Annotated in this window: 19 protein-coding genes; 6 read left to right on the forward strand and 13 right to left on the reverse strand. The window is 62.7% G+C overall.

Annotated features, from left to right (window positions below):
* Positions 1–114 precede the first annotated feature (114 nt).
* From AC19YR_RS09945 to AC19YR_RS09990, 10 genes are all read right to left on the reverse strand, one after another.
* Positions 115–1473, reverse strand: a complete 1359-nt coding sequence (locus AC19YR_RS09945) for an MATE family efflux transporter (RefSeq protein ID WP_095111107.1) — start codon at positions 1471–1473, stop codon at positions 115–117.
* Positions 1474–1562: 89 nt separating this feature from the next.
* Positions 1563–3920: a T6SS phospholipase effector Tle1-like catalytic domain-containing protein gene (locus tag AC19YR_RS09950; RefSeq protein ID WP_500598254.1), complete on the reverse strand. Its 2358-nt coding sequence runs from the start codon at positions 3918–3920 to the stop codon at positions 1563–1565.
* Positions 3921–3941: 21 nt separating this feature from the next.
* Entirely contained in the window at positions 3942–4421 is a 480-nt protein-coding gene (locus AC19YR_RS09955) for a DUF3304 domain-containing protein (RefSeq protein ID WP_095111102.1), read from the reverse strand.
* Positions 4422–4463: 42 nt separating this feature from the next.
* Positions 4464–4745 carry a hypothetical protein gene (locus AC19YR_RS09960; protein ID WP_016502311.1) on the reverse strand — a complete coding sequence of 94 codons (282 nt, stop codon included), beginning with the start codon at positions 4743–4745 and terminating at the stop codon, positions 4464–4466.
* Entirely contained in the window at positions 4742–5254 is a 513-nt protein-coding gene (locus AC19YR_RS09965) for a DUF3304 domain-containing protein (protein WP_500598256.1), read from the reverse strand. The genes AC19YR_RS09960 and AC19YR_RS09965 overlap by 4 nt, the downstream gene beginning before the upstream one ends.
* 25 nt (positions 5255–5279) lie before the next feature.
* Entirely contained in the window at positions 5280–5768 is a 489-nt protein-coding gene (locus AC19YR_RS09970; protein ID WP_500598258.1) for a DUF3304 domain-containing protein, read from the reverse strand.
* A gap of 25 nt (positions 5769–5793) precedes the next feature.
* Positions 5794–6204, reverse strand: a complete 411-nt coding sequence (locus tag AC19YR_RS09975) for a DUF3304 domain-containing protein (RefSeq protein ID WP_500598260.1) — start codon at positions 6202–6204, stop codon at positions 5794–5796.
* Between the two features lie 96 nt (positions 6205–6300).
* The gene (locus AC19YR_RS09980) at positions 6301–7263 is read right to left on the reverse strand and encodes a DUF4123 domain-containing protein (protein ID WP_095111097.1); all 963 of its coding nucleotides are present in this window, start codon (positions 7261–7263) and stop codon (positions 6301–6303) included.
* The gene (locus AC19YR_RS09985; RefSeq protein WP_500598262.1) at positions 7263–10034 is read right to left on the reverse strand and encodes a type VI secretion system Vgr family protein; all 2772 of its coding nucleotides are present in this window, start codon (positions 10032–10034) and stop codon (positions 7263–7265) included. The genes AC19YR_RS09980 and AC19YR_RS09985 overlap by 1 nt, the downstream gene beginning before the upstream one ends.
* A gap of 431 nt (positions 10035–10465) precedes the next feature.
* Positions 10466–10849 carry a YfeK family protein gene (locus AC19YR_RS09990; protein ID WP_011077871.1) on the reverse strand — a complete coding sequence of 128 codons (384 nt, stop codon included), beginning with the start codon at positions 10847–10849 and terminating at the stop codon, positions 10466–10468.
* A gap of 239 nt (positions 10850–11088) precedes the next feature.
* Here AC19YR_RS09990 and AC19YR_RS09995 point away from each other — a divergent pair, with 239 nt between their 5' ends.
* Genes AC19YR_RS09995 through AC19YR_RS10020 form a run of 6 tightly spaced genes read left to right on the forward strand, consistent with a single transcriptional unit; the run spans position 11089 to position 16619 of the window.
* Positions 11089–12033, forward strand: coding sequence for a PDR/VanB family oxidoreductase (locus AC19YR_RS09995; protein WP_500598264.1), 945 nt, complete (start codon positions 11089–11091; stop codon positions 12031–12033).
* 50 nt (positions 12034–12083) lie between these two features.
* Complete coding sequence (locus AC19YR_RS10000; RefSeq protein ID WP_011077869.1) at positions 12084–13415, forward strand: aromatic ring-hydroxylating dioxygenase subunit alpha; 1332 nt, start codon at positions 12084–12086, stop codon at positions 13413–13415.
* Positions 13405–13938, forward strand: coding sequence for an aromatic-ring-hydroxylating dioxygenase subunit beta (locus tag AC19YR_RS10005; protein ID WP_500598266.1), 534 nt, complete (start codon positions 13405–13407; stop codon positions 13936–13938). The genes AC19YR_RS10000 and AC19YR_RS10005 overlap by 11 nt, the downstream gene beginning before the upstream one ends.
* The gene (locus AC19YR_RS10010) at positions 13938–14531 is read left to right on the forward strand and encodes a cysteine hydrolase family protein (protein ID WP_500598268.1); all 594 of its coding nucleotides are present in this window, start codon (positions 13938–13940) and stop codon (positions 14529–14531) included. Before AC19YR_RS10005 ends, AC19YR_RS10010 begins: the two co-directional genes overlap by 1 nt.
* Positions 14528–15337 carry an SDR family oxidoreductase gene (locus AC19YR_RS10015; RefSeq protein ID WP_011077867.1) on the forward strand — a complete coding sequence of 270 codons (810 nt, stop codon included), beginning with the start codon at positions 14528–14530 and terminating at the stop codon, positions 15335–15337. Before AC19YR_RS10010 ends, AC19YR_RS10015 begins: the two co-directional genes overlap by 4 nt.
* Positions 15338–15383: 46 nt before the next feature.
* Positions 15384–16619 carry a dienelactone hydrolase family protein gene (locus AC19YR_RS10020; protein ID WP_500598271.1) on the forward strand — a complete coding sequence of 412 codons (1236 nt, stop codon included), beginning with the start codon at positions 15384–15386 and terminating at the stop codon, positions 16617–16619.
* 294 nt (positions 16620–16913) lie between these two features.
* On the opposite strand, the gene AC19YR_RS10025 is transcribed toward AC19YR_RS10020, so the two are convergent.
* From AC19YR_RS10025 to AC19YR_RS10035, 3 genes are all read right to left on the reverse strand, one after another.
* Positions 16914–17906 carry an AraC family transcriptional regulator gene (locus tag AC19YR_RS10025; protein ID WP_095111090.1) on the reverse strand — a complete coding sequence of 331 codons (993 nt, stop codon included), beginning with the start codon at positions 17904–17906 and terminating at the stop codon, positions 16914–16916.
* A gap of 3 nt (positions 17907–17909) precedes the next feature.
* Positions 17910–18923 carry an AraC family transcriptional regulator gene (locus AC19YR_RS10030; protein WP_500598273.1) on the reverse strand — a complete coding sequence of 338 codons (1014 nt, stop codon included), beginning with the start codon at positions 18921–18923 and terminating at the stop codon, positions 17910–17912.
* Between the two features lie 323 nt (positions 18924–19246).
* Positions 19247–20503: an OprD family porin gene (locus tag AC19YR_RS10035; protein WP_500598275.1), complete on the reverse strand. Its 1257-nt coding sequence runs from the start codon at positions 20501–20503 to the stop codon at positions 19247–19249.
* Between the last annotated feature and the right edge of the window lie 287 nt (positions 20504–20790).

A 20790-nucleotide genomic window follows, 5' to 3' on the forward strand; every position in this document is an offset into this window, starting at 1 on the left:
CCGGGGGTGTGGATTGGAGGCGCGCATGCTACCCCAGCAGCGGCGTGGCGTGGCGTGTTGAACACCGGCGATGCGCTGGGCGAACGCACCGCCGTGAACGATATCTGGCTCTGCCTACACCAAGCGCTCCACCTTCTGGTGCCGCCAAACCCGTTTGTAGTAAGTCGTCTGCAACACCAGCATGCTCAGGTACGCCACCGGGAACGCCATCCACACCCCTTGCAGGCCGAAATGGGCGTCGAGCAGGTACGCCACTGGCAACTCGACGCCGACGATACAGAACACCGAAATGGCCACCGGCATCAGCACCGTGCCGCTGGCGCGCATGATGCCGCCGATCACCGACTGGAAGCCGAACACCAGCATGCTCCACAGCATGATGTGCAGCAGGTGCTGGGCCTGGGCCTGGGTCGCCGGCTCCGTGATGAACAGCCCCAGCAGCCAGTGAGACAGCCCATAGCCCAGCAGCACCAGGCTTCCGGTCAGCCACACGTTGATGAACAACCCCGTGCGCAAAATCGGCCCCAAGCGCTCCAGGCGCCCGGCGCCGATGGCCTGGGCGCCGAGGATCGACGCCGTGATAGCAATCGACAGCGCGGGGAATTGCACGTAGTTGACGATCTGCGTCACCGCGCCATAGGCCGCCGTGGCCTGGGACCCGTGCTGGTTGACCAGTGCCAGGATCACCAGCTCCGACAGGGAAATCACCACCATCTGCAACCCCGTGGGCAGGCCGATGCGCAGCACTTTGCCGAGAATCTCGCGGTCCAGGCGCAGGGCCGCCAACAGCTCGCGGTCCGGGGCCAGCGGGTGGGGTTTGCGGTTCAGGCGCCACGCCAACAGGGCCATGGCCGCCAGGTTGCCGGCCAACCCGGCCAGCGCCGCGCTCTGGATGCCCATTGGCGGCAAACCCAGCCAACCGCGGATCAACACCGGCGTCAGCAACAGGCCCACACAGGTCGATACCAACAACGCCAACAGCGGCGACACGGTATCGCTCACACCGCGCAGCAACTGGGTGAACAGCACGAACACCAGCAGCGGCGGCATGATCCACATCATCACCTGGGCATAAGCCACCGCCTCATCCAGCACATCCGCCGGCGTGCCCAGGCCCTGCAACGCCTGGCGCGCAAACACACTGCCCGCCACCGCCGCCACCAGGCCGATCATCGCCCCCAGCAGCAAGGTGGTGCCGGCAATGGCCTTGACCTTATGCACCTCCCGCGCGCCCCACGCCTGGCCGATCAACACCCCGGCCCCCGCCCCCAGGCCAATGACCAGGGCGATAAAGAAAAACACGATGGGGAACATGCCCGACACCGCCGCCAGCGCCTGAGTGCCCAGCATCTGCCCGATGTAAATGCTGTTGACCGTGCCCGACATCGACTGCAGGAAGTTGGACAACACCATGGGCGCAAGGAACAGCAGATAGATCCGCCAGAGCGGGCGCGAAGAAGCCGGGCTTTGCATGAACACATCTCGAATGGGCAACACAGAAGGGGCACGAGTCTACGTTAACTGCACCCAACCCGCGCCCTGTTCACCACCACACAGCAACCTCAACGCAACGGCGGCACGCCACCCGGCAAGCGGTTTATCAGCGCGTCCATGGCATGCTTGCGTGCCGCCTCGGCGGCTTTGGCCGGCAGGTCCGTCACGCTATCGACAGCGCGCTCCTTGAGCTCGCCAACGCCCTCGGCCACTTGGCTGGCGCGCTCCTGGATGCCGCCGCCCAGCGCCTCCAGGTGCTGCGCGGCAACATCGATCAGCGCCAAGGCCTCATGGTCTTCGTCAAACACCCGCCGGTACTGCCCCGCGCCATTGGCCTCGCGGCGGGTGCCGCTGCCCATGGCGTACTCCACCACCAAACCGGCAAACCCCATGTTCTCGCGCAGGTCGGCGGCATCGGCGTCGGTCATCAGCGGTATCACCGGCGCGGCACCCGGCACCGCTTTCGGGCTGTTGGCGTCGTACACCCGCTGCTCGAAGCGGTTGAGGGCGTACTGGCTGGCGACACGGGTGTAGTGGTGGGCGTGGAGCAAGCGGCTGCGCGACAGCGCCGTCCACTGGTCAAAGGCGTCTTTCTTGTTGCGGATTTCATTGACGAACACCGACTTGTCCCACTGGGTCAACGGCCCCAGCAGCCAGAAACCGGCGTGGGAGTCGTGCACGTAGCGGTCGAAGAACTCATCCACCAAGGGCGGAATCGGGGCAGTGGCGTCGACCATGCGCAGCAAATCCTTTTGCGTCTGGCTGGGCCGCGCGGGCAGCGTGCGCGAGGTCAAACCGATACCGTGCTGGTAGCGCTGCTCCACGATGGGCTCATGGGCCTTGCGCGCCTGCGCCACATCGGCGCGCCAATCCAACTCCGACTCCCACAGGTCCTGCTGGTCTTGCGCAGTGGCGTTGGCCCAACTGTGCAAGGCCTTGAACTGCGCCTCGGTGCGCTTGCTCGCCCGCCAGCGCCAGTAATGCTGCATCTGCGTGTGCATACGGCTTTCCACCACGCCACGGCGGCTGCCAGCGAGGTTTTCCTGTTGCTCGTTGGCTTGCAGCGTCCAGTCGGTGTAGGCCATGAACGCGGCGTGCAGGGCGGGGTCAATGGCGAAGTCGTCTTTGGTTTCATTTTCCATCTTCAGGCGAGGGATAAGCCTGACACCCGCGGTGAGAGCTTCCTCGTACATATCATTCAAGGTGATCTGCGACAGCAGGCTGCTGCGCCCGCCCAGGGATTTGCCCTGCTCGCCAGGGCCATAGCCGCCGCCGATATCCGAGTGGGTGCCGGGGTAGACGAACTCGCGGGTATTGGCCGGCCAACGGCCGCCATCGCGCACGGTGGACAGCGGGAACGAGCGGCGGATTTCATGGCCGGCCACGTAGTGCACGGTTTTCTCGACGCCCTCGATGGCCAGGTTGTTATGGGCCCAATGGAGAAACCCGCGCCCCACCGGTGAAGAGTCCGCCAGGCCCACGGAAGCCACGGTATCGAACAGGCCAAGAAAACGCAGGTTCACCTTGGCTCCGCCAATCACTCCTTCGCAGAACCTTTGCACCCAATTGCAAAACACCCGCGCCTCGGCGGCGCCACGGGAGAAGCCAAATACCGACAGGTGCATTTGGGTAATACGCGGGCGCTCGTATTGCACGGCGTTTATCAACCGTCTGTTGATACCGTAAAAGAGGCGTCGTAGTTCCTTCTCTTCGGTGGCGTGACGAAAGTGAGTACTGAGGACTTTAGTGACCAGGATCTTCATCTCATGTGCATCGAGCATATTGCCCCCGTGAAAAACTCGGTGAACAGCGTTATAGACCTGAAGCATGGCCCAATGAATTCGCGCTTCACCACCCGAGGCAAAACTTTTGCCAGTACTGGACTCAGTCATCTCGCCCACTTCCCTGAAGGGAGTGCCTACCCCGGGCAAATAGTAGGCAAAATGGGTTTCTTGATCCTTGATATGAGCATCGTACAAGCTAACTATATTTGAATGACTGTGGGGCTTGTCCCGTTCCATGTTGTTATTGGTGCCATCAAAAAACACCCCGACATGGATTTCCTGCACACAGTCCATTCCGCTGAAATCGGCCTTCATACCTCGCGTCACTTCTTCCATGGGGGTGCGTTCACGCCCCAACCGAGCGATAGGAATCGGTAGTTCCATCTGCGAGTTGCCCAAGGTACAGGCATAAGCGTCCCAATTAGCGATCGAGGGCGGATCGGCGAGGCGTTGAAAATGTGGCTCCCACATCATGGCCCGCACCGGAGGGTGTTTGCGGGCATCCCACCACAACCGCAATCTACCGTTGGGCTCCAACCAGCAATGGGCACTATAGGTTTGTGGGGTATCGAAGTAACGACAGTCAAGAGTGTCATCCAGTTTGCGCGCCACCCTGTACCAACCGGTTTGAAATTCGGTCATTAGAGGTACTCCTTAGAATTTTCAGTAAGGCCAGTCGATTGGCTTAACGGGCGCGTCCGGCCCGCGATAGCCAGGAAATCCGGGAGACCCCGGCGAGATAATCAGACGAACCTGATTGCCAGGCAGAAAGTGAACATTTAAATTCCCTAACTGATCGTAACTTTCAATTGGCACTATCTTTTCATGCCAGGTAACACCGCGAGGGCCATCCGGAATAGAACTTGAGGTACTCCAACGTACAACTGCAGCAAGATCCGAACTCCATTCACGGGGGTAACTTATGCAACAAACAACCCCACCTCCACCGCTGTAAGCACGAACATTCCCACCCCAGGACTCATCGACAAAAAAACGATGTATATAATGCTCTGTATTGTTATAACCAATGATACTGGCTGTAGCAGGCCCATTATCTTGCTCTTCACCATTGCAACCCACTAGTACGACAAATAGCAACACAGCACCAAAAACCTTAAAACTGCAGATTTTAAATAGGTTCATTCCTCACCCTCTTTAATAACCAACGCTGACCAGCCGACTGGCTTAGATAGGAATCGGCGGCTCCATCTGTGAGTTGCCCAGGGTGCAGGCATAGGCATCCCAGGAGGCAATCGACAGTGGGTCGGCAACCCGTTGGAAACGTGGCTGCCACGCCATGGCACGGGCCGGTGGGTGCTGCCGGGCATCCCACCACAGCCGTTGATTGCCATTGGGCTCTAGCCAGCAATAAGCGCTGTAGGTATGCGGTGTATCGAAGTAGCGACAGTCCAGGGAGTTATCCAGCTTGCGTCGGACCTTGTACCAACCAGGTTGAAATTCAGTCATTTCAGATCCTCCAGATAAAGAGTCTTTGGCCAGCCAGCAGGTTTTTCCGGAGCATCTGGCCCTCTATACCCCTTGGAGCCGGCCGATCCGTTCCAGATCAGTAGCCTTACTTGGTTATTGGGTAAGAAATGTACATTCAACGAGCCCAATTTGTCGTAATACTCAATCGGCACTACTTTTTCGTGCCAGGTAGTTCCCGTATAGGGGTTGGGCTTTGAAGCTGAAGTACTCCACCGCACAGTAGCGGTTAAGTCAGGGCGCCATTCGCGAGGATAGCTAATGCAACATACAAAACCTCCCCCCCCGCCATAAGCACGTGCGTTTCCTCCCCAAGTGCCGTCGATATAAAACTGATGAATGTAGTCCGCCGTGTGGTTATAGGCACTGATACTGGCAGTCGCAGGGCCTTTGTCCGGCTCTTCCGCCTTACAGCCAACAAGCAATACGGCCAGCACTAGCGAACTTAATAGTTGACGCAGGTATTGCCTGCCAATTTGAAACGCATTCATGGAGTTAATTCCTAAGTGATTATTGTCAGTAAGGCCAGTCAGCAGGTTTTTCCGGCGCATCTGGGCCGCGATAACCTTTGGAACCGGCTGAACCGTTCCAGATCAGTAGTCGCACTTGGTGATTTGGTAAAAAGTGCACATTCAGTGAACCCAACTTATCGTAGTACTCAATCGGCACTACCAATTCATGCCACGTTTCGCCAGAAAAGGTTTTTGGTATTGAACTTGAGGTACTCCACCGAACAGTAGCGGTTAAGTCAGGGCGCCATTCGCGAGGATAGCTAATGCAACATACAAAACCTCCCCCACCGCTATAAGCACGCGAGTTCCCTCCCCAAGCACCATCTATATAGAACTCATGAATATAGTCAGCGGTGTGGTTATAGGCACTGATACTGGCAGTCGCAGGGCCTTTATCCGGCTCTTCCGCCTTACAGCCAACAAGCAATACCGCTAGCACGAGTAAACTTAATAGTTGACGCAGGTATTGCCTGCCAATTTGAAACGCATTCATGGAGTTAATTCCTAAGTAATTATTGTCAGTAAGGCCAGTCAGCAGGTTTGATCGGAGCAGCCGGCCCGCGATAGCCCTTGGAGTCGGCTGAACCGTTCCAGATCAACAACCGAACTGTGTGATCTGGCAAAAAGTGCACATTTAAACGGGAGCCCAACTTATCGTAATACTCAATCGGCACTACCAAATCATGCCAGGTGACACCGGGAGGGCCATCCGGAATGGAACTTGAGGTACTCCAACGGACAGTGGCTGTGAGGCCAGGCCGCCATTCACGAGGATAGTTGATACAGCATACAAACTTTCCTCCTCCGCTATAGGCAAAAACGTTCCCCCCCCCACGACCCATCAATAAAGAATCGATGAATATAATCTTCGGTGTGGTTGTAACCACTGATACTCGCGGACGCGGGGCCTTTGTCCGGTTCTTCCCCATTACAACCCACCAGTAAGGCGACCACTATTAATGCGCTGTACCGTCGGATCCGGCGGTACGCGCCAAATTCAAATCTGCTCATTTGCAGGCCTCCAATTAAAGGGGGGTTGGCCCATCAGGCACAGTTGGCGAGGCCTTGAAGTCCATCAATGCCTGCAACGTTTCAGTGCTCCACCCTTGTGTTTGCTCTTGCAAACTCGCGCCTTGTTCGCCAATAACATCCCAGGTTGGGGCAAGTGCTGGGCAGCGATAGAACTCATTGCCGTAGTTCAAACTCAGCAGCACAAACAGCCAGCGGTCTTGTTCGGTGGACAGGTTCATTTCACTGGCCGTTGAGAGGCAAGTAGCGAGGCGCTGATGGAAGGCTGCGCGTTGTTGTTGGGGGAGCAGTTCTGGATGCTGCTGCGTTAATTGGTAAAACACCGCGTCGGCTTCTGCCTGTGTCAGCAGCGCAGCCAGTTGTTCCGGGCACAGGTGCAGGTGGGGGGCGGTGTCTATCTGCGCGGCTGGTACTGCCTCGTGCAGGGCAAGCCAGCCCTGAACGTGGCCGTATCGATCACAGCCTCGCCAGTCCTGAACGATGTCGGCTACGCGCCGTTGTTGGCTGGGGGCAAGGGTTTGCAGCAGGCCCGGCAGGATACGGCTGTCGGCAAAGCGCAGATGCACGGCCCTTGCCCGGCCCTGAACCTGGGCCTTGGCCAAGTACCCGAATAGCAGTTGCAGGGCTTGTGCGGGGTAGGCGCTGCGCAAGAAGCTGAGGGCGGGTGTGCCTGCGGTGAGTGTCAGTAATTGCGCGATTTGTGCCTGGCGTTCTTGAGGGGTGTCGCCCAGGGCAATCAGATGCGGGGCCACCTCACCGAACGCTTGCAGGGGCGTGTTCGCCAGGGCATTGACGGGTGCCCAGTGATGGCGGCGCGCCGCAGCCTTGAAGGGTGCCGCGCCCAGTAACGCCACATCCACCAACGCCCAATAAGGCGCTTGGGGTTGCGCTTGCATCCAGTTCAACAGGTCGCTGCCGGCGCCGTCCGCCGCGGGGTCATAAGCAAAGGCCGGGGTCATTACTGCAACTGCGCATAGGGGGCGCCGTTGCGCGCCGCTTTTAACAGGCACGCCACACACACCGATTGTGGAAACAGGGGCAAGCCAAACTGGGAACGGCTGGGGCCGCTGAACTGGCGTTTGCCGGCATACACCTTGATGCTGCCCGGGCAGGCGAAGGTGATGTTGCCGCCTTCCAGGGTCAGGCTGGCGCCGCCCTCCACGGCCAGGTGCAGGGTGGTGCCCGCGGCCATTTGTGCCGCTGCCTCGATCGAGATGATCTTCAGGTCGTCTTGGGCGCTGAGGTGGATGTCGCTCTGTTGTGCCTGGATGTCCACCGCCCCGGCGCTGGCGATCAGGGCCAGGCCGATGCCGTCGGCCTGTTGCGCGCCGGCCAGGGCGCCGATGGCTTGGCCGCTGTGCAGGCGCAGGGTCTGGCCGGTGGCCAGGTGGGTGTCGGCGCCGCTGCCCAGGGTGAGGGTTTGCGCGGCGGTCCATTGCAGTGATTGGCCGGCGATTTTGGCGATGCTGTCGCGGGCGCTGAGGGTGAGCAAGGGGTCGGCGCTGTGGGGGATGGGGTGGTGGCTGTCGCGCTTTAAGGCGTCGGCGCTGGCCTGGGCGAGTTGCTCGCCGGTGACGGTGGTGCTGAGGCTGGTGTGCAGGGCCTGGAGCGGTGCTTGATCGGCGATCAGCGCGCTGAGTTGGGCCTGGTGTACGCCGCGGTGGCTGGCCAGGGGCACGGTGTGGTGGATCTGCGCGGCCAGGTCGAAGCGTGCGGCGAGGTCGCGTTGTTGTTGCAGCAGCGCTTGCGCGGCGCTGGCATCGCCTGCCGGGGTGTGCGGCTCGATGGCGTAGGTGCTGAGCAGCAAGCCTTTGGCGGCGCGCACCGCACCGTAGGCGTCGGTGCGCAGTTCAAACCCCTGCCCGCGAAAACTGCCCCGGTAGTTGCCGGCCTGGTGGATCAGGTGGCCGAGGTTGAGTTGGCTGTGGGCTTGGGTGGTGGCCATCTGGATGCGGCCTTGTTGGTCGCTGTCGTCGAAGACCAGTTGGTTATGGCCTTGGCCATCGAAGCCTTGGGTCTTGAAGCCCGACAGCGCCGCCGCGTTGCGGTGCTGTGTTTCACCGCCGCCGCCACCGTGCCACGCCGGGCTGTTGCCCCCGGCGAGGTTGGCTTCGGCGCTGGGGCGTTGGTCGTTGGCTTTGGCATACACCGCCAGGTTGCTTTGCCCGGGGGCGCCGCCCGGTGTGGGGGCCACGCCGCCCTCACCGCGGCCGTTGTACAGGGCCTTGAAAATGATCGGCCGGTCGATGTCGCCATTGATGAAGTGCACCAGCACTTCCTGGCCGATACGGGGCAAGAACTGCGCGCCGAATCCCTGGCCCGCCAAGGCTTGGCCGACCCGCACCCAGCAGGCGCCACGGTCGTCTTCGGCTTGCCAATGGAAGCGCACGCGCACCCGGCCCATGGCATCGCAGTGCAAGGGGCTGCCGCTGCCCGCCGTGGTTTGCCCGTCGGCGCCGACGACGATGGCCGTTTGTGGGCCGTGGGCGGTGGCCACCGGGTTGAGGCGCTGGCCGGTGCCATCGGCCAGGGTCGGGCGCCACGGTTGGTTGTGCCCCACGGCGTTGAACTGCTGGGCAAAGCCGCTGCGCTGGGCTTCGGCCAGCACCTGGGGGTCGAGGTGGTCGAGTTGCAGGCGGGTTATTAGGTCGGCATCCAACAGCGCTGCGCCGCTTTCCAGGTTGTTGATGCCGTAACTGTGCACCTGGGTGAAGAGGAAGTGGTCCTGCCCGCGCAGGTGCGCCGTGTGGACCCAGGGCGCGTGCAACAGCTCAAAGCGTGTTCCGGCGCGGGCACTGCGTACGTTGGCGCGGCCGTGCCAGAAGGACTTATCGACCTGCAGGGCCTCGCTGTGCAAACGCACGTAATGCTCGGCCTCGCTCAGGGTGGCAAAGGCGTAATCGCCCACCGGGTCGTAGCTTTCCAGGCCCTCGCGCTCGGGGCCGACGGGGCGCGAGGCGCTGATGGCCTGGCGGGTTTTGTAGTCGCTGCTCAGCAGGGTGATGCGCCGGTGGCTCAGGCGATGGAGCTGGCCCATGAACTGCACGGTGTCTTGCTCCTCCACCGCGTCGGTGCGCTGGTAGCGCAGGCCGGTGGCGCTGGCCGAGGTGAGGTCTTCAGGCAGCCCGGGGCTCTGGCCAAAGATGACCAGGCAGTGGCCGGCCGGTGCTTGTGGGTCCTCGACAAAGCAATAGCCCAGGCCCTCTTCGGCCAGTAGCCGCTGCACAAAGTCGAAATCGGTTTCGCGGTACTGCGCGCAGTAACTGCGCGGGCGCACGTGGCTCAGTAACTGGTCGGCGTCGCGGGTGAAACGCCAACGGGCGTAGGCCTCGTAACCGGCGAAGACCTGGCTGACGATCTGCTGCACGGTGCTGTCTTGGAACACCCGGGAGCGAAAGCTCTGGCTCAACACCCAGAGCCAGGGCACCAGGGTCAGGTGGTAGCGGGTCAGGGAGCCGTCGCTGCCCAGGCGGGCGACACGGCTGAGCAAACCGCTGCGTCGGCTGTGGCTGCCATCGGCCAGGGCCGTGAGCAAGGTAATGGGCGCACCGAGCATCGCCTCGAGGGGTAGGCGATGGTCGGCGCTCAGGGCCAGCACGTCCCAGCGGTACAGCTCGGAAAGCGCCTCGCGGCCGGCCCAGCGCTCAACGTGCAACGGGGCCATGGACGTGGGCGTTTGCAGGGAATACAGGCGTGTTTGATCGCTGATGATCGGGGCAGTGGGGTTCATGGGCGTGAAATCCAAACCAGGCATAAGGTTGCGAAATTCGCAGTTCAGCCAGTCGGCCATAACCCGCCAAAGAGGCTAACAGCGTTGGGATGTGAAGCGCGCCAGGCAGCGGGGCGCGGCGGCATTGTGCCTAGTTGCGGGGGAGGATTGAGGGGGGGTGGAGCGTTTAAATATGAGGCCTACATGAATTAGAGAAACGCCCTACACGGCCTGTTAGTTAGGTGTTGTAACCGCCAGCACTTCCCCGCCTAAGTGCCCAGGCCTCGGCGGTTAGCAAGGGACCTGTAAATACCCAGCGTGCGTAGGTGTTGGGTAAAGGCTGCTGGTAGCAAGCGGGCTCTCCCGCGCGGGGGTACGCAGCCGCCCCACTAGGTGTTGCGCCCTGCACCCTTTCCGGCCACTGCGCAGCCGAGCGCGGGTCAACCCGCTGGCTACTGAGCGCGTTGCCTGTGCAACTCGGTGTTCAACCAGGTGCCCGCTGGTTGCGAGCCCGTTGGGCAACGCACTTGGTAAGGCTTGCCGCTCATGCTGCTTTGGGTGGCGGCCAGTTCAATAAAATCCTCGGCGCTGTTGATCCGTTTCTTGCCTTCCAGGTAGGTCAGTTTTTTCTGCAAATGCTCGCGCGCCTGCGGGGCCGGGTAGGCGGTGCCGTTGCGCACGAACTGGCAGCCGCTGTGCTCGACAAAGTCCAGCAAGCCTGTGATCTCGGCGCGCACCGGCGGCGCCACCTCGGCCTGGGCGGCGCCCATAACGAGCAGAAGCCCGGCAGCGGCCCCCAGCCGCCATTGTCCCCAGCCACTGTTGAATGCCTGCATGTTCGTTCCTCCGTCAAAAAAATGCCGACTTTAGCCGGTGCATAGCCGCCCGCCAATACCTCCCCCCTATGGGCACCTGGGCCAGCTCCCACAGTGATGAGTGCCCCCAGCCCTGGCGCGCATTTACGCAAAAAGCGGCTAACGACTTGCCGATATCGGCTTTTTCGCCCCGCGCGCCGTGCCTACAGTGAGGGCGACTTCAACGGCGGGCCCTGCTCGCCCCGTTTCAGGAATCGTGCATGCCCAGCCTGTCCTTGCGTATCGAACGAATCGACCCGCTCACCCCGCGCATTCGCCGCCTGATCCTGGTGGCAGATGCCCAGCAGCCCCTGCCCGGCTTCACTCCAGGGGCGCACATCGAGATCCAGGTTGCGGGCAGCAAGCCTCAATGGCGCGCCTATTCCCTGGTCAACCTGCCGGGCCGCGCCCACTACGAGATCGCCGTGCAACTGGAAGAACAGAGCAGCGGCGGTTCGCGCTGGATCCACCAATTGCAGGTCGGCCAGCCGCTACAGGTGCGGGCACCGAAGAATCATTTCCCCTTGGTGACGCAGGCCAGCGACTACCTGTTGATCGCCGGCGGCATTGGCATCACCCCGATGCTGGGCATGGCCCGTGCGCTTGCCGCCGGCCAGCAGCCCTTCACCCTGCACTACGCCGGGCGCGAGGCCCAGGGCATGGCGTACCTAGAAGAAGTCCGGGCCCTGGGCAGCGCCCACTGCTGGATCAGCGGCGGCGACCCGGCGCGGCGCCTGCCCCTGGCCAGCCTACTGGCCACCCCCCATAACGGCCGCCAGCTCTATGTGTGCGGGCCCAAAGCCCTGATCGCCAGCGTGCTGCACAGCGCCCGTGAGTTGGGCTGGGACGACAGCCACGTACACAGCGAATTGTTCACCGGCAGCCTCGACGCCACGGGCGATACCGGGTTTGAAGTGGAACTGCGCAGCAGCGGCATCACCCTCCAGGTGCCTGCGGGCAAGAGTGTGCTGGAGGCCATGCTCGACGCCGACTTGGACCCGCTGTTCGATTGCCGCCGTGGCGACTGCGGGGTCTGCGTGGCCCAGGTGCTCGAAGGCAGCGCCGAGCACCGCGACATCTGCCTGTCAGCGCGCGAGCGCAGCGACGGCCGTTTCTGCACCTGTGTCTCGCGCGCCTCCAGCGCTCGGCTGGTGCTCGACTTGTAAGTGCGTGGCCACCCCACGCGCCTGTTTATGGCTGGTTAAAAGGAGACACCATGATTCCCACGAACGAACAGATCGCCGCCCTGGTGCGCGATGACAGCGTGCACAAAAGCGTCTACACCGACCCTCAGTTGTTTGCCCTGGAAATGCAGCGTATCTACGGCCAGGCCTGGATCTACGTGGGTCACGAGAGCCAGGTGAAAAACCCCGGCGACTACCACACCACCCGCATCGGCGATCAGGACGTGATCCTGGTGCGTGGCGCCGACAAACGCGTCAACGTGCTGTACAACCGCTGCCCGCACAAGGGCGCCAAGCTGGTAGCCGAAGGCGACGGCAACGTCGGCAAGTTCTTCCGCTGCCCGTACCACGCCTGGACCTTCAAGCTCGACGGCCAGCACCTCTCGGCACCGCTGAAAAACGCCTTCGAGGGCACCTGCTTCAACCCCAGCCACCCGGATTTCTCCATGGTGGGCCTGGCACGGGTCGACAGCTATCGCGGCTTCGTGTTCGCCAGCCAAAGCCCCCATGGGCCGGACCTCAAGGGCTTTCTCGGCGGCGTCATCACCTCCATCGACAACCTCTGCGACCGCTCGCCGGTGGGTGAAGTGGAAGTGGCCGGCGGCATTTTCCGGGTGGTGCAGCGCTCCAACTGGAAGGTCTTCTACGAGAACCTGCACGACACCATGCACGCCCGCGTCACCCACGAATCCTCGGTGGACGCGGCCCGCAGCGAGGCGCAGAGCCTGGGCGAGATGCCGTTCGAGCTGCTCATCATGGACGGCAACGGCGAGCCCTACGACTTCTGGGAAAAACTCGAACTGCGCGCTTACCACAACGGCCATGGCTACATGGAAGCGATCTTCGACCCAGCCGCCGCCGAGCGCGACGAGGTGTCCAAGGCCCACTTCGAGTGCCTGAGCGCGGCCTATGGCGAAGAACGCGCCCGCGCCATCCTGGGCATGAACCGCCACAACACGGTGATCTACGGCAGCGGCTCGCCCCATACCGTGTTCATGCAGTTTCGGATCATCCGCCCGATGGCCGTGGACCAAACCCTGGTGGAAATCCAGACGTTCCGCTGCAAAGGCGCGCCGGATGCGGTGTTCGACCGGGCGCTGACCTACGCCAACGTCATCAACTCACCCTCCTCCAACGTCATGCCCGATGACGTGGAGGTCTACGCCCGTTGCCAGGAAGGCAACATGACCCGCGGCGGCGAATGGATCAGCCAGCATCGTTATGCCGGCACCGACCAGGGGCTGCCCGACGGCGCAATCTCCACCAACGGCACCAGCGAGCTGCCCATGCGCAACCAGTTTGCTGCGTGGAAGCACTACATGACCGCCACCCTGATCGCCAAGGAGAGCACCCATGCTGTTTGATCGCACCTTCGACGTCGCCACGGACAACCTGGCCCCGGCCCACGTGCCCGGCGACACCCTGCGTGAGCTGGAACAGTTCCTCTACCGCGAAGCGCGCCTGCTGGACGAGCGGCGCTTCTGGGAATGGGACCGCTTGTTCACCGACAGCGGCATGTACTGGGCGCCGCAGCAGCACGGCCAGGCCAACCCGTTCGAGCATATTTCGCTGTTCTGGGAAAACCGCATGCTGCGCGAGGTGCGCATCCGCCGCGTGGAAAACCCGCGCAACTGGTCGCAACAACCGCCCACCCGCACCGCCCACCTGGTGGGCAACGTGATGGTCGAAGGCCTCGACCGCCAGGGCCTGCTGGTGGTGAGCGCCACCTTCCAGGTCAGCGAATGGCGCCTGGTGCAACGCCAATTGGCCGGGCGCTATACCTACAAACTGGCCAGCCAGGAGGGGGGCGGCTGGAAGATCCAGCTCAAGCGCGTCGACCTCATCAACTGCAACGACGTGTTCTCCAACCTGGAGGTATTTGTCTGATGGGGCGCCCGACCGTTCTTGCCCTGCACTACCAGAACGACGTGCTGCACCCTGACGGGCGCATCCGCGTCGGCCTGGCCGCCGACGACCCGGCCCGTGCCACCGTGCTGGACGCGGCCATGCGCCTGCAACACGGCGCCCGCACCCGGGGCTGGCCGATCATTCATGTGCGCGTGGCCTATCGCCCGGACTACGCCGACCTGGTGCAGAACGCGCCGATCCTGCGCGCCGTGGCGGCCAGCGGTGCGGTGCGCGAAGGCACCTGGGGCGCGCAGTTCCACGACGCCCTGCAACCCTTGGCCAGCGCCACCGAGTTTGTCGTCACCCACACCCGCATCAACGCCTTCTACGGCACGCCCCTGGACACCCTGCTGCGCCAGCTCGACGCACGCCAATTGCTGGTGGCGGGCGTAGCCACCCATTCGGTGGTGGAAAGCACCGTGCGCCATGCCGTCGATTGCGGTTTCGAGGTCACGGTCCTGGCCGATGCCTGCGCCGCCGCCAACCCTGAAACCCACCGCGCAGCGCTGCAGAGCATGAGCCTGATCGCCACCCTCAGCGATGTCGCCAGCACCCTGGGGGATCGGCCATGAAGCCCCTGCCGACTGCCGACCTGCAAGGCCAGGTGGCGATCGTCACCGGCAGCACCCAGGGCCTGGGCACCGACATTGCCCGCCAACTGCTGCGTGCCGGCGCCAGCGTCACCTTGGTGGGGCGCAACCGCGACACGGGCGCGGCCCTGGCGGAGGCATTGGGTGAACGCTGCCGTTTTGCAGCCTGCGACGTCGAGCGCGACGACGATATCGATGCCTGCATCGCCGCCACCCTGGCCGCGTTCGGCCGCCTCGACATCCTGGTCAACAACGCCTGCGTGTATGACGACCAGGGGCTGCTGTCCGACCGTGCGCAATGGCTCAAGACCCTCAACGTCAACCTGGTGTCGGCGGCGATCTTCGTGCAAAAAGCCGCGCCCCACATGACGGGCGGCGGCACGGTCATCAACATCGGCAGCACCGGCGGCAAGTTCGGCGCCGCTGGCCGCGCCCTGTACCCGGCGTCCAAGGCCGGGCTTCTGCAACTGACCCGCAACCTCGCGGTGAGCCTGGCGCCGGCGGCGATCCGGGTCATCAGCGTCTCGCCGGCCTGGACCTGGTCGCCCTCGGTGGCCAGCCTCAGTGGCGGCGATGTGGCCGTGGCCGACCGGATCGGTGCTACCTTTCACCCGCTCGGGCGCGTGGGCCGCGGCGAGGAAATCGGCCAGGTAGTGGCCTTCCTGTGCAGCCAGGGTGCGTCCTGGATCACCGGCGTCGATATCCCGGTGGACGGCGGTTTCTCGATCCTCGGCCCCGACCAGGGCCTGTCGCCACGCACCTGGTTCGAGCGTTTGCGTGACCAGTAGGCAACCAAAACAACAACACCTGATGAGTCGAAAACGAGGTAACACCATGGGCAAGATGATGAAGGTACAGGCCAGCGACGGCAGCGGCAGTTTCAGCGGTTACCTGGCGCTCCCCGCCAGCGGCAAGGGGCCGGGGGTGGTGATCGGCCAGGAGATTTTCGGCATCAATGCCAACATGCGCGAAGTGGCCGACCTCTACGCCGAAGAAGGCTACGTCGCCTTGGTGCCAGACCTGTTCTGGCGCCTGGAACCCGGGGTGGACCTGGGCTACACCGAAGCCGACTTCGCCCGCGCCATCGACCTGTTCCAGCGCCTGGACATAGACAAGGCCGTCGAGGACATCGACGCCAGTTTCAAAGCCCTGCGTGAGCTGCCCGAGGTCGAAGCCAGCGGCCTGGGCTACGTGGGTTTCTGCATGGGCGGCAAGCTCGCCTACCTGACCGCGACCCGCACCGACGTGGCCTGCGCGGTGGGCTACTACGGCATGGGCATCGAGCACCTGCTGGACGAAGCCGAGGGCATCAAGGGCCACCTGGTGCTGCACTTCGCCGAACAGGACGGCTACTGCGACGCCAATGCCCGCGCCCTCATCAGCCAACGCCTGGGCACGCGGCCCAACGTCGAGATCTACACCTACCCCGAGGTGGACCACGCCTTCGCCCGCCACGGCGGCATGCATTACAACAAACCCGCCGCCCTGATGGCGCACCAACGCAGCATCGCCGCGCTGAGGCAGGCCATCGGCCCGCACTACAACCTGTCCGCACTGTGGGAAAAACACATCGAGTTTGAATTCGCCGTGCGCGATGTTCCGGCGACCATGGCGACCATGGTCGCCGAGCCCTACGTCAACCACATTCCCACCATGACCGGGGGCGTGGGCTACCGCGAACTGAGCCGCTTCTATCAGAACCATTTTGTCCACGCCAACCCGCCGGACATGAAACTGGTGCCCATCTCCCGCACCGTGGGGGCCACGCAGATAGTCGATGAATTCGTCATGTGCTTTACCCACACCAGCGAAATCGACTGGATGCTGCCCAACGTCGCCCCCACCGGCAAATACGTGGAAATCCCCATGCTGGGGGTCATCAAGTTCCGCGGCGACAAGCTGTGCCATGAGCACATCTACTGGGACCAGGCCAGCGTCCTCGTGCAAATCGGCCTCCTCGACCCCACCGGCCTGCCGGTGGCCGGGGTAGAAACGGCGAGGAAACTGCTCGACGAACAACTGCCCTCCAACACCCTGATGGGCAAATGGGCGGACAGCGCCGAACGCTAGCGCCAGCCTTCCCCGTAAAGGCTGGCAAACGCTGTGGGAGCGGGCCTGCCCGCGATGGGTCCAGTAGCGGCAATACATTTGCTGCGGCTGATAGGCCGCCATCGCGGGCAGGCCCGCTCCCACAATGGAACGGTGCTGTGGCTGGGATCTTAATTTTTCCTCTGTCGGAGCGAGCCTGCTCGCGATGGGCGGCACTGAGTAGCGGTGACGAATGATCGGTGTAAGACCGTTGCTCCCACAATTCAGTGAGGGTGATAGCGCAATGTGCGGCCAGGCCACCGCGCCCCCGGTCACTTACCGGGCAATGGTCTGGTGCGGCAGCTCGCCGAAGCGTTCGCGGTAGTAGCGGGCGAAGCGGCCGAGGTGGGCGAAGCCGTGTTCCAGGGCGACTTCGGTGATGCTCAGCTCGCGGCCATCGCGCAAGCGCTCGCGCACGGCTTCGAGCCGCAGGTTGCGCAGGCGCTCCATGGGGGTTTGCCCGTAGCAGCGCTGGCACAGGGTGTTGAGGCTGCGCACGCTCATCCCCGCCGTGGCCGCCAGTTCGGTGAGGGACAGCGCTTCCCCCAGGCGGCTGCGCATCAAGCCTTCGATCTTGTGCAACTGGCGCAACGCCTGGCGCTGGGCCGGGGACTCGGCCAAGGCCAAACCTTCGACTTTCGGCGGGTGGGTGAGCAAAAACAGCGGCAGGCTTTCTTCCAGGTGCCGCAGCCAGTGGCCATGGGCCGGTTCGCCGGCGCTGGCCCCCAGTTGTTCCAGCAGGTCATCCACCAAACGTAGCCAGCCACGGGCCTGGCCGGTGTCGAGGCGGTAGGCTGGCGGCAGGCTGAAATCGGCGGCCAGCCCACCTTCGTCCACCAGCCGTTCCTGCATCAGGCGCAACAACGCGCGCGGCACCTTGAGCAATAGCTGTTCGCAACCGCGGTGCCATACCAGCCGCGCCTGGCGGTTGGGCGAGAGCACCGCCACCTGCCCCGCTTCCAGCTCCAGGGCCAAGCCGTCGCATTCGATACTGGCGCGCCCGCGCAGGGGCATTTGCATCAGCACGAAATCGGTGAACGGCCGGGGCCGCACCTCAACCTCCGCGCCATAACGCAACACAAACAGTTGGCAGCGCCCCACTTGCGCGCGAAAGAACGCCGTATCGACCGTGCCTGCGCGCCAACTCAGGTCGTGCTCGACCAACTCACGGGCCAGCAGCCGATGGCTTTCCTGGCGCGATTGGCTGGTGAACACCGGCGTCTGGCACAGCCGCGACAGGTCGAGCCCCGCCCCCGCTAACCCGGCCATGGCTCAAAGCGACCGGTTACGGCGGGCTTCGTTGCGTTGCAGGGTGCTGCTGGGCGTCTCGTCGAACAACTTGCGGTACTCGCTGGAGAAACGGCCCAGGTGGTTGAAGCCCCAGCCCATGGCGATCACCGAAATATTGCGCGCCGAGTTGTCTTCGAGGATTTCCTGGCGCACGGCGTCGAGGCGGTACTTTTTCAGGTAGGCCATGGGCGACATGCCGAAGTACTTCTTGAAACCTTCGAACAGCTTGAACCGCGACACCCCGGAGATCGCCTCGATGTCCTCCAGGTGCAGCACCTCGCGGGCGTTATCGTGGATGTACTGCTTGGCGCGGATCAGGTAGTGCGGCAGCTTCACGCCGAGCACGTCGCGCAATTCGTCGGAGTAGTTGTTGGGCTGGGCGAGGATCAAGCCCTTGATAAGCGAACCTTCGATATCACGGGTGAAAAAGGTCTGGTCGTACAGCTCGCGGCTGCGCTCCAGTTCGCCGATGAAATAGCGCGCCATGCGCCACCAGGACGCAGACGCGCCGTTGACCGCGTCCATCACCGGCTCGAACCGCAGGGGCGTTTCCAGGGGCCGTTGCAGCATGTCTTCCAGGGATTTGCGCATGGCCGCGCGGGTGATGACCACCTGCACCTTGCGGCAGTCGCCATTGATGGTCAGTTCCTGGTTTTCGTGGGGCGAGACGATGATCGCGCTGTCGCGGTCGGAGGTCACCTGGCAGCCGTCCTTGCTCAGGTGCTGCTCGCCCACCAGGGGCAGGCTGAGGCTGTAGCTGTTGAGGTGTTCGACGTCTTCGATGCCCACCGTCACGTCCGTGCCGTACTCGATCACCCCCAGGGTGGTGGACATCGACTTGAGTACATTGGCGCTGTGATGGAACTGGATGCGGTTGGGGTACTGGGTCTTGAGCAGGTGCGGCCCGCAGATCCCGGCCATCCACTGTCGCGCGCCATTGAGGTCATAGCGCTCTATACGAATGTCTCGAACATGCACATCAAGGCTTGTACTCATCACGGGGCACCCACGGCTGTTTGCTGTTTTTTTGTACGCGCTCTGACGGCACGTCTTACGGTCAAACAGCAATCTTCATGCCGCGTGGGGCGCCGCGGGGCCCTTGCGAAATATGCGGATATCATTCAGCGACTAATCGGCCAGCGATAGCACAACGCCAGGAATTCCCGCTTCCCCACGCGCCCCAAACCACACAGTGGCGCTGCAAAAATGCACACAGATGAGCCGCCGGTGCGCCGGGCAGGTATCCCCCAGCGGCGGGGTTGGGTATTACCTGCCCAGATCGGCCGGCGGGTGTTACCCCACCGGCCGGCGGCACCGGTTTACCAGAATTTCCAGGTGTAGGTGGTAATCAGGCGGTTTTCGTCGAAGTCATTGCCGTGGCGGAACTTGACGTTGATGTTGCGCAGCTCTACGCCGAGGTTCTTCAGCGGCCCCTCCTGGACCACGTAGGAGAGGTAGATATTGCGCTCCGACTCGCTGTTGTCGCTCAGGGCGCCGCGGTCGATATCGCTGCCACGCATGTACCGCGTCATCAGGCGCAGGCCCGGCAGGCCGAGGCCGGCGAAGTCGTAGTCATAGCGCGCCTGCCAGGATTTTTCGTTGGGCTTGACGAAGGCAACCGCCGACCAGTTCACCAGGTACGGCTGCGGGGCGTAGCCATTGAGGGTGGGGAACGTGCTGTCGCCGAGCATGCGCTGGTAGCCCAGGCCAAAGGCGTGGGCGCCCTTGCGCAGGGTGGTCATGGCGCCGTAGGAGCGGTTGTCGATGCGCCCATAAAGGGCATCGCCGTCTTCCTTGTTATTGAAATAGCGCAGGTCGGTCTTGAGCGCATAGCCACTGCCCAGGTCGGCCAGGTAGGTGGCGCCCAGGTAATGCTGGCGGTAGATGTCTTCCAGTTGCCCGTAAAAGTAGGTGCCGGTCAGGGCCGGCGTGAAGGCGTAACTGGCGCCACCGAAGTTCAAGCCGTCACTGCGCCGCTGCACATCGGGGCCGTTGAACAGGTACATTTTTTCGCTGTTGGAGGATTCGCGGCCGCTGATTTCGGTGAAGCGCCCACCGGTGAGGGTGAGTTTGTCCACTTCCTTGGATTCGATCAGCGTGCCGTGGTAGGTGGTCACCAATTGCCGCGAATCGTCGGTGTAGGCCACCGGCAGCGTGGGCCGGTGTTCACCGTATTTGAGCTCGGTTTTGGAATAGCGCACTTTCGCCGTGTAGCCGCCGCGCCCGTAGTCGGTGGCCTGCTCCTGGCGGCGGGTGCTGTAGGGGATGATGCTGTCCGGGCCGCGGCCGCCACCGCCGTCGAGCCGGTAGGCGTATTGCATCGAGGCGTCGAGGGCAAATTGCAGGGTGCCTTCGGTGTAGCCGGAGTTGAAGCGCAGGTCAAAACCCTGGGTCCAACTGCCGACCCGGGAGTTCTTCGGGTTGTCACCCTTGAAGTCGCGGTCGATATAAAAGTTACGCAACCCCAGGGCCAACTGGCTGTCTTCAACGAAGTCCGCCTGGGCCAGCATCGGGGTGATTAATGCCGCCAGGCTGGCCGTTTGCATACCACGGGTAAACCAACTCGCTTGAAACATAACTTATCCCTCTCTTTTAATGTGCGGGCACATTAAGTAGCGGTGCGACCAAAGTAGCCGCCCCAATAGTTGGCAGTTGTTTCTTTATTAAATTTTTAAGCATGAGTCGTTAGGGTCGATGCCGGGCCGGCCACCGGGCAAACCCGCATCGCCAGTGATTAAGCGCCAATGGCGCCAGACTCTCTAGCCTGTTAATTCGAGACTCGTATCCAGTTACTTGGCGTTATCGCCCACGGCCAGGGCCGCGCCGGGCGGCCAATTTTATGGCCTGTGTTCACCGATAAAGC

This window comes from Pseudomonas sp. MF08817, from assembly GCF_059862705.1.

Coding starts and splice junctions, on each gene's coding strand:
- AC19YR_RS09945 (WP_095111107.1), bottom strand. CDS start 1,473: ATGCAAAGCCCGGCTTCTTCGCGCCCGCTCTGGCGGATCTATCTGCTG.
- AC19YR_RS09950 (WP_500598254.1), bottom strand. CDS start 3,920: ATGACCGAATTTCAAACCGGTTGGTACAGGGTGGCGCGCAAACTGGAT.
- AC19YR_RS09955 (WP_095111102.1), bottom strand. CDS start 4,421: ATGAACCTATTTAAAATCTGCAGTTTTAAGGTTTTTGGTGCTGTGTTG.
- AC19YR_RS09960 (WP_016502311.1), bottom strand. CDS start 4,745: ATGACTGAATTTCAACCTGGTTGGTACAAGGTCCGACGCAAGCTGGAT.
- AC19YR_RS09965 (WP_500598256.1), bottom strand. CDS start 5,254: ATGAATGCGTTTCAAATTGGCAGGCAATACCTGCGTCAACTATTAAGT.
- AC19YR_RS09970 (WP_500598258.1), bottom strand. CDS start 5,768: ATGAATGCGTTTCAAATTGGCAGGCAATACCTGCGTCAACTATTAAGT.
- AC19YR_RS09975 (WP_500598260.1), bottom strand. CDS start 6,204: ATGGGGAAGAACCGGACAAAGGCCCCGCGTCCGCGAGTATCAGTGGTT.
- AC19YR_RS09980 (WP_095111097.1), bottom strand. CDS start 7,263: ATGACCCCGGCCTTTGCTTATGACCCCGCGGCGGACGGCGCCGGCAGC.
- AC19YR_RS09985 (WP_500598262.1), bottom strand. CDS start 10,034: ATGAACCCCACTGCCCCGATCATCAGCGATCAAACACGCCTGTATTCC.
- AC19YR_RS09990 (WP_011077871.1), bottom strand. CDS start 10,849: ATGCAGGCATTCAACAGTGGCTGGGGACAATGGCGGCTGGGGGCCGCT.
- AC19YR_RS09995 (WP_500598264.1), top strand. CDS start 11,089: ATGCCCAGCCTGTCCTTGCGTATCGAACGAATCGACCCGCTCACCCCG.
- AC19YR_RS10000 (WP_011077869.1), top strand. CDS start 12,084: ATGATTCCCACGAACGAACAGATCGCCGCCCTGGTGCGCGATGACAGC.
- AC19YR_RS10005 (WP_500598266.1), top strand. CDS start 13,405: ATGCTGTTTGATCGCACCTTCGACGTCGCCACGGACAACCTGGCCCCG.
- AC19YR_RS10010 (WP_500598268.1), top strand. CDS start 13,938: ATGGGGCGCCCGACCGTTCTTGCCCTGCACTACCAGAACGACGTGCTG.
- AC19YR_RS10015 (WP_011077867.1), top strand. CDS start 14,528: ATGAAGCCCCTGCCGACTGCCGACCTGCAAGGCCAGGTGGCGATCGTC.
- AC19YR_RS10020 (WP_500598271.1), top strand. CDS start 15,384: ATGGGCAAGATGATGAAGGTACAGGCCAGCGACGGCAGCGGCAGTTTC.
- AC19YR_RS10025 (WP_095111090.1), bottom strand. CDS start 17,906: ATGGCCGGGTTAGCGGGGGCGGGGCTCGACCTGTCGCGGCTGTGCCAG.
- AC19YR_RS10030 (WP_500598273.1), bottom strand. CDS start 18,923: ATGAGTACAAGCCTTGATGTGCATGTTCGAGACATTCGTATAGAGCGC.
- AC19YR_RS10035 (WP_500598275.1), bottom strand. CDS start 20,503: ATGTTTCAAGCGAGTTGGTTTACCCGTGGTATGCAAACGGCCAGCCTG.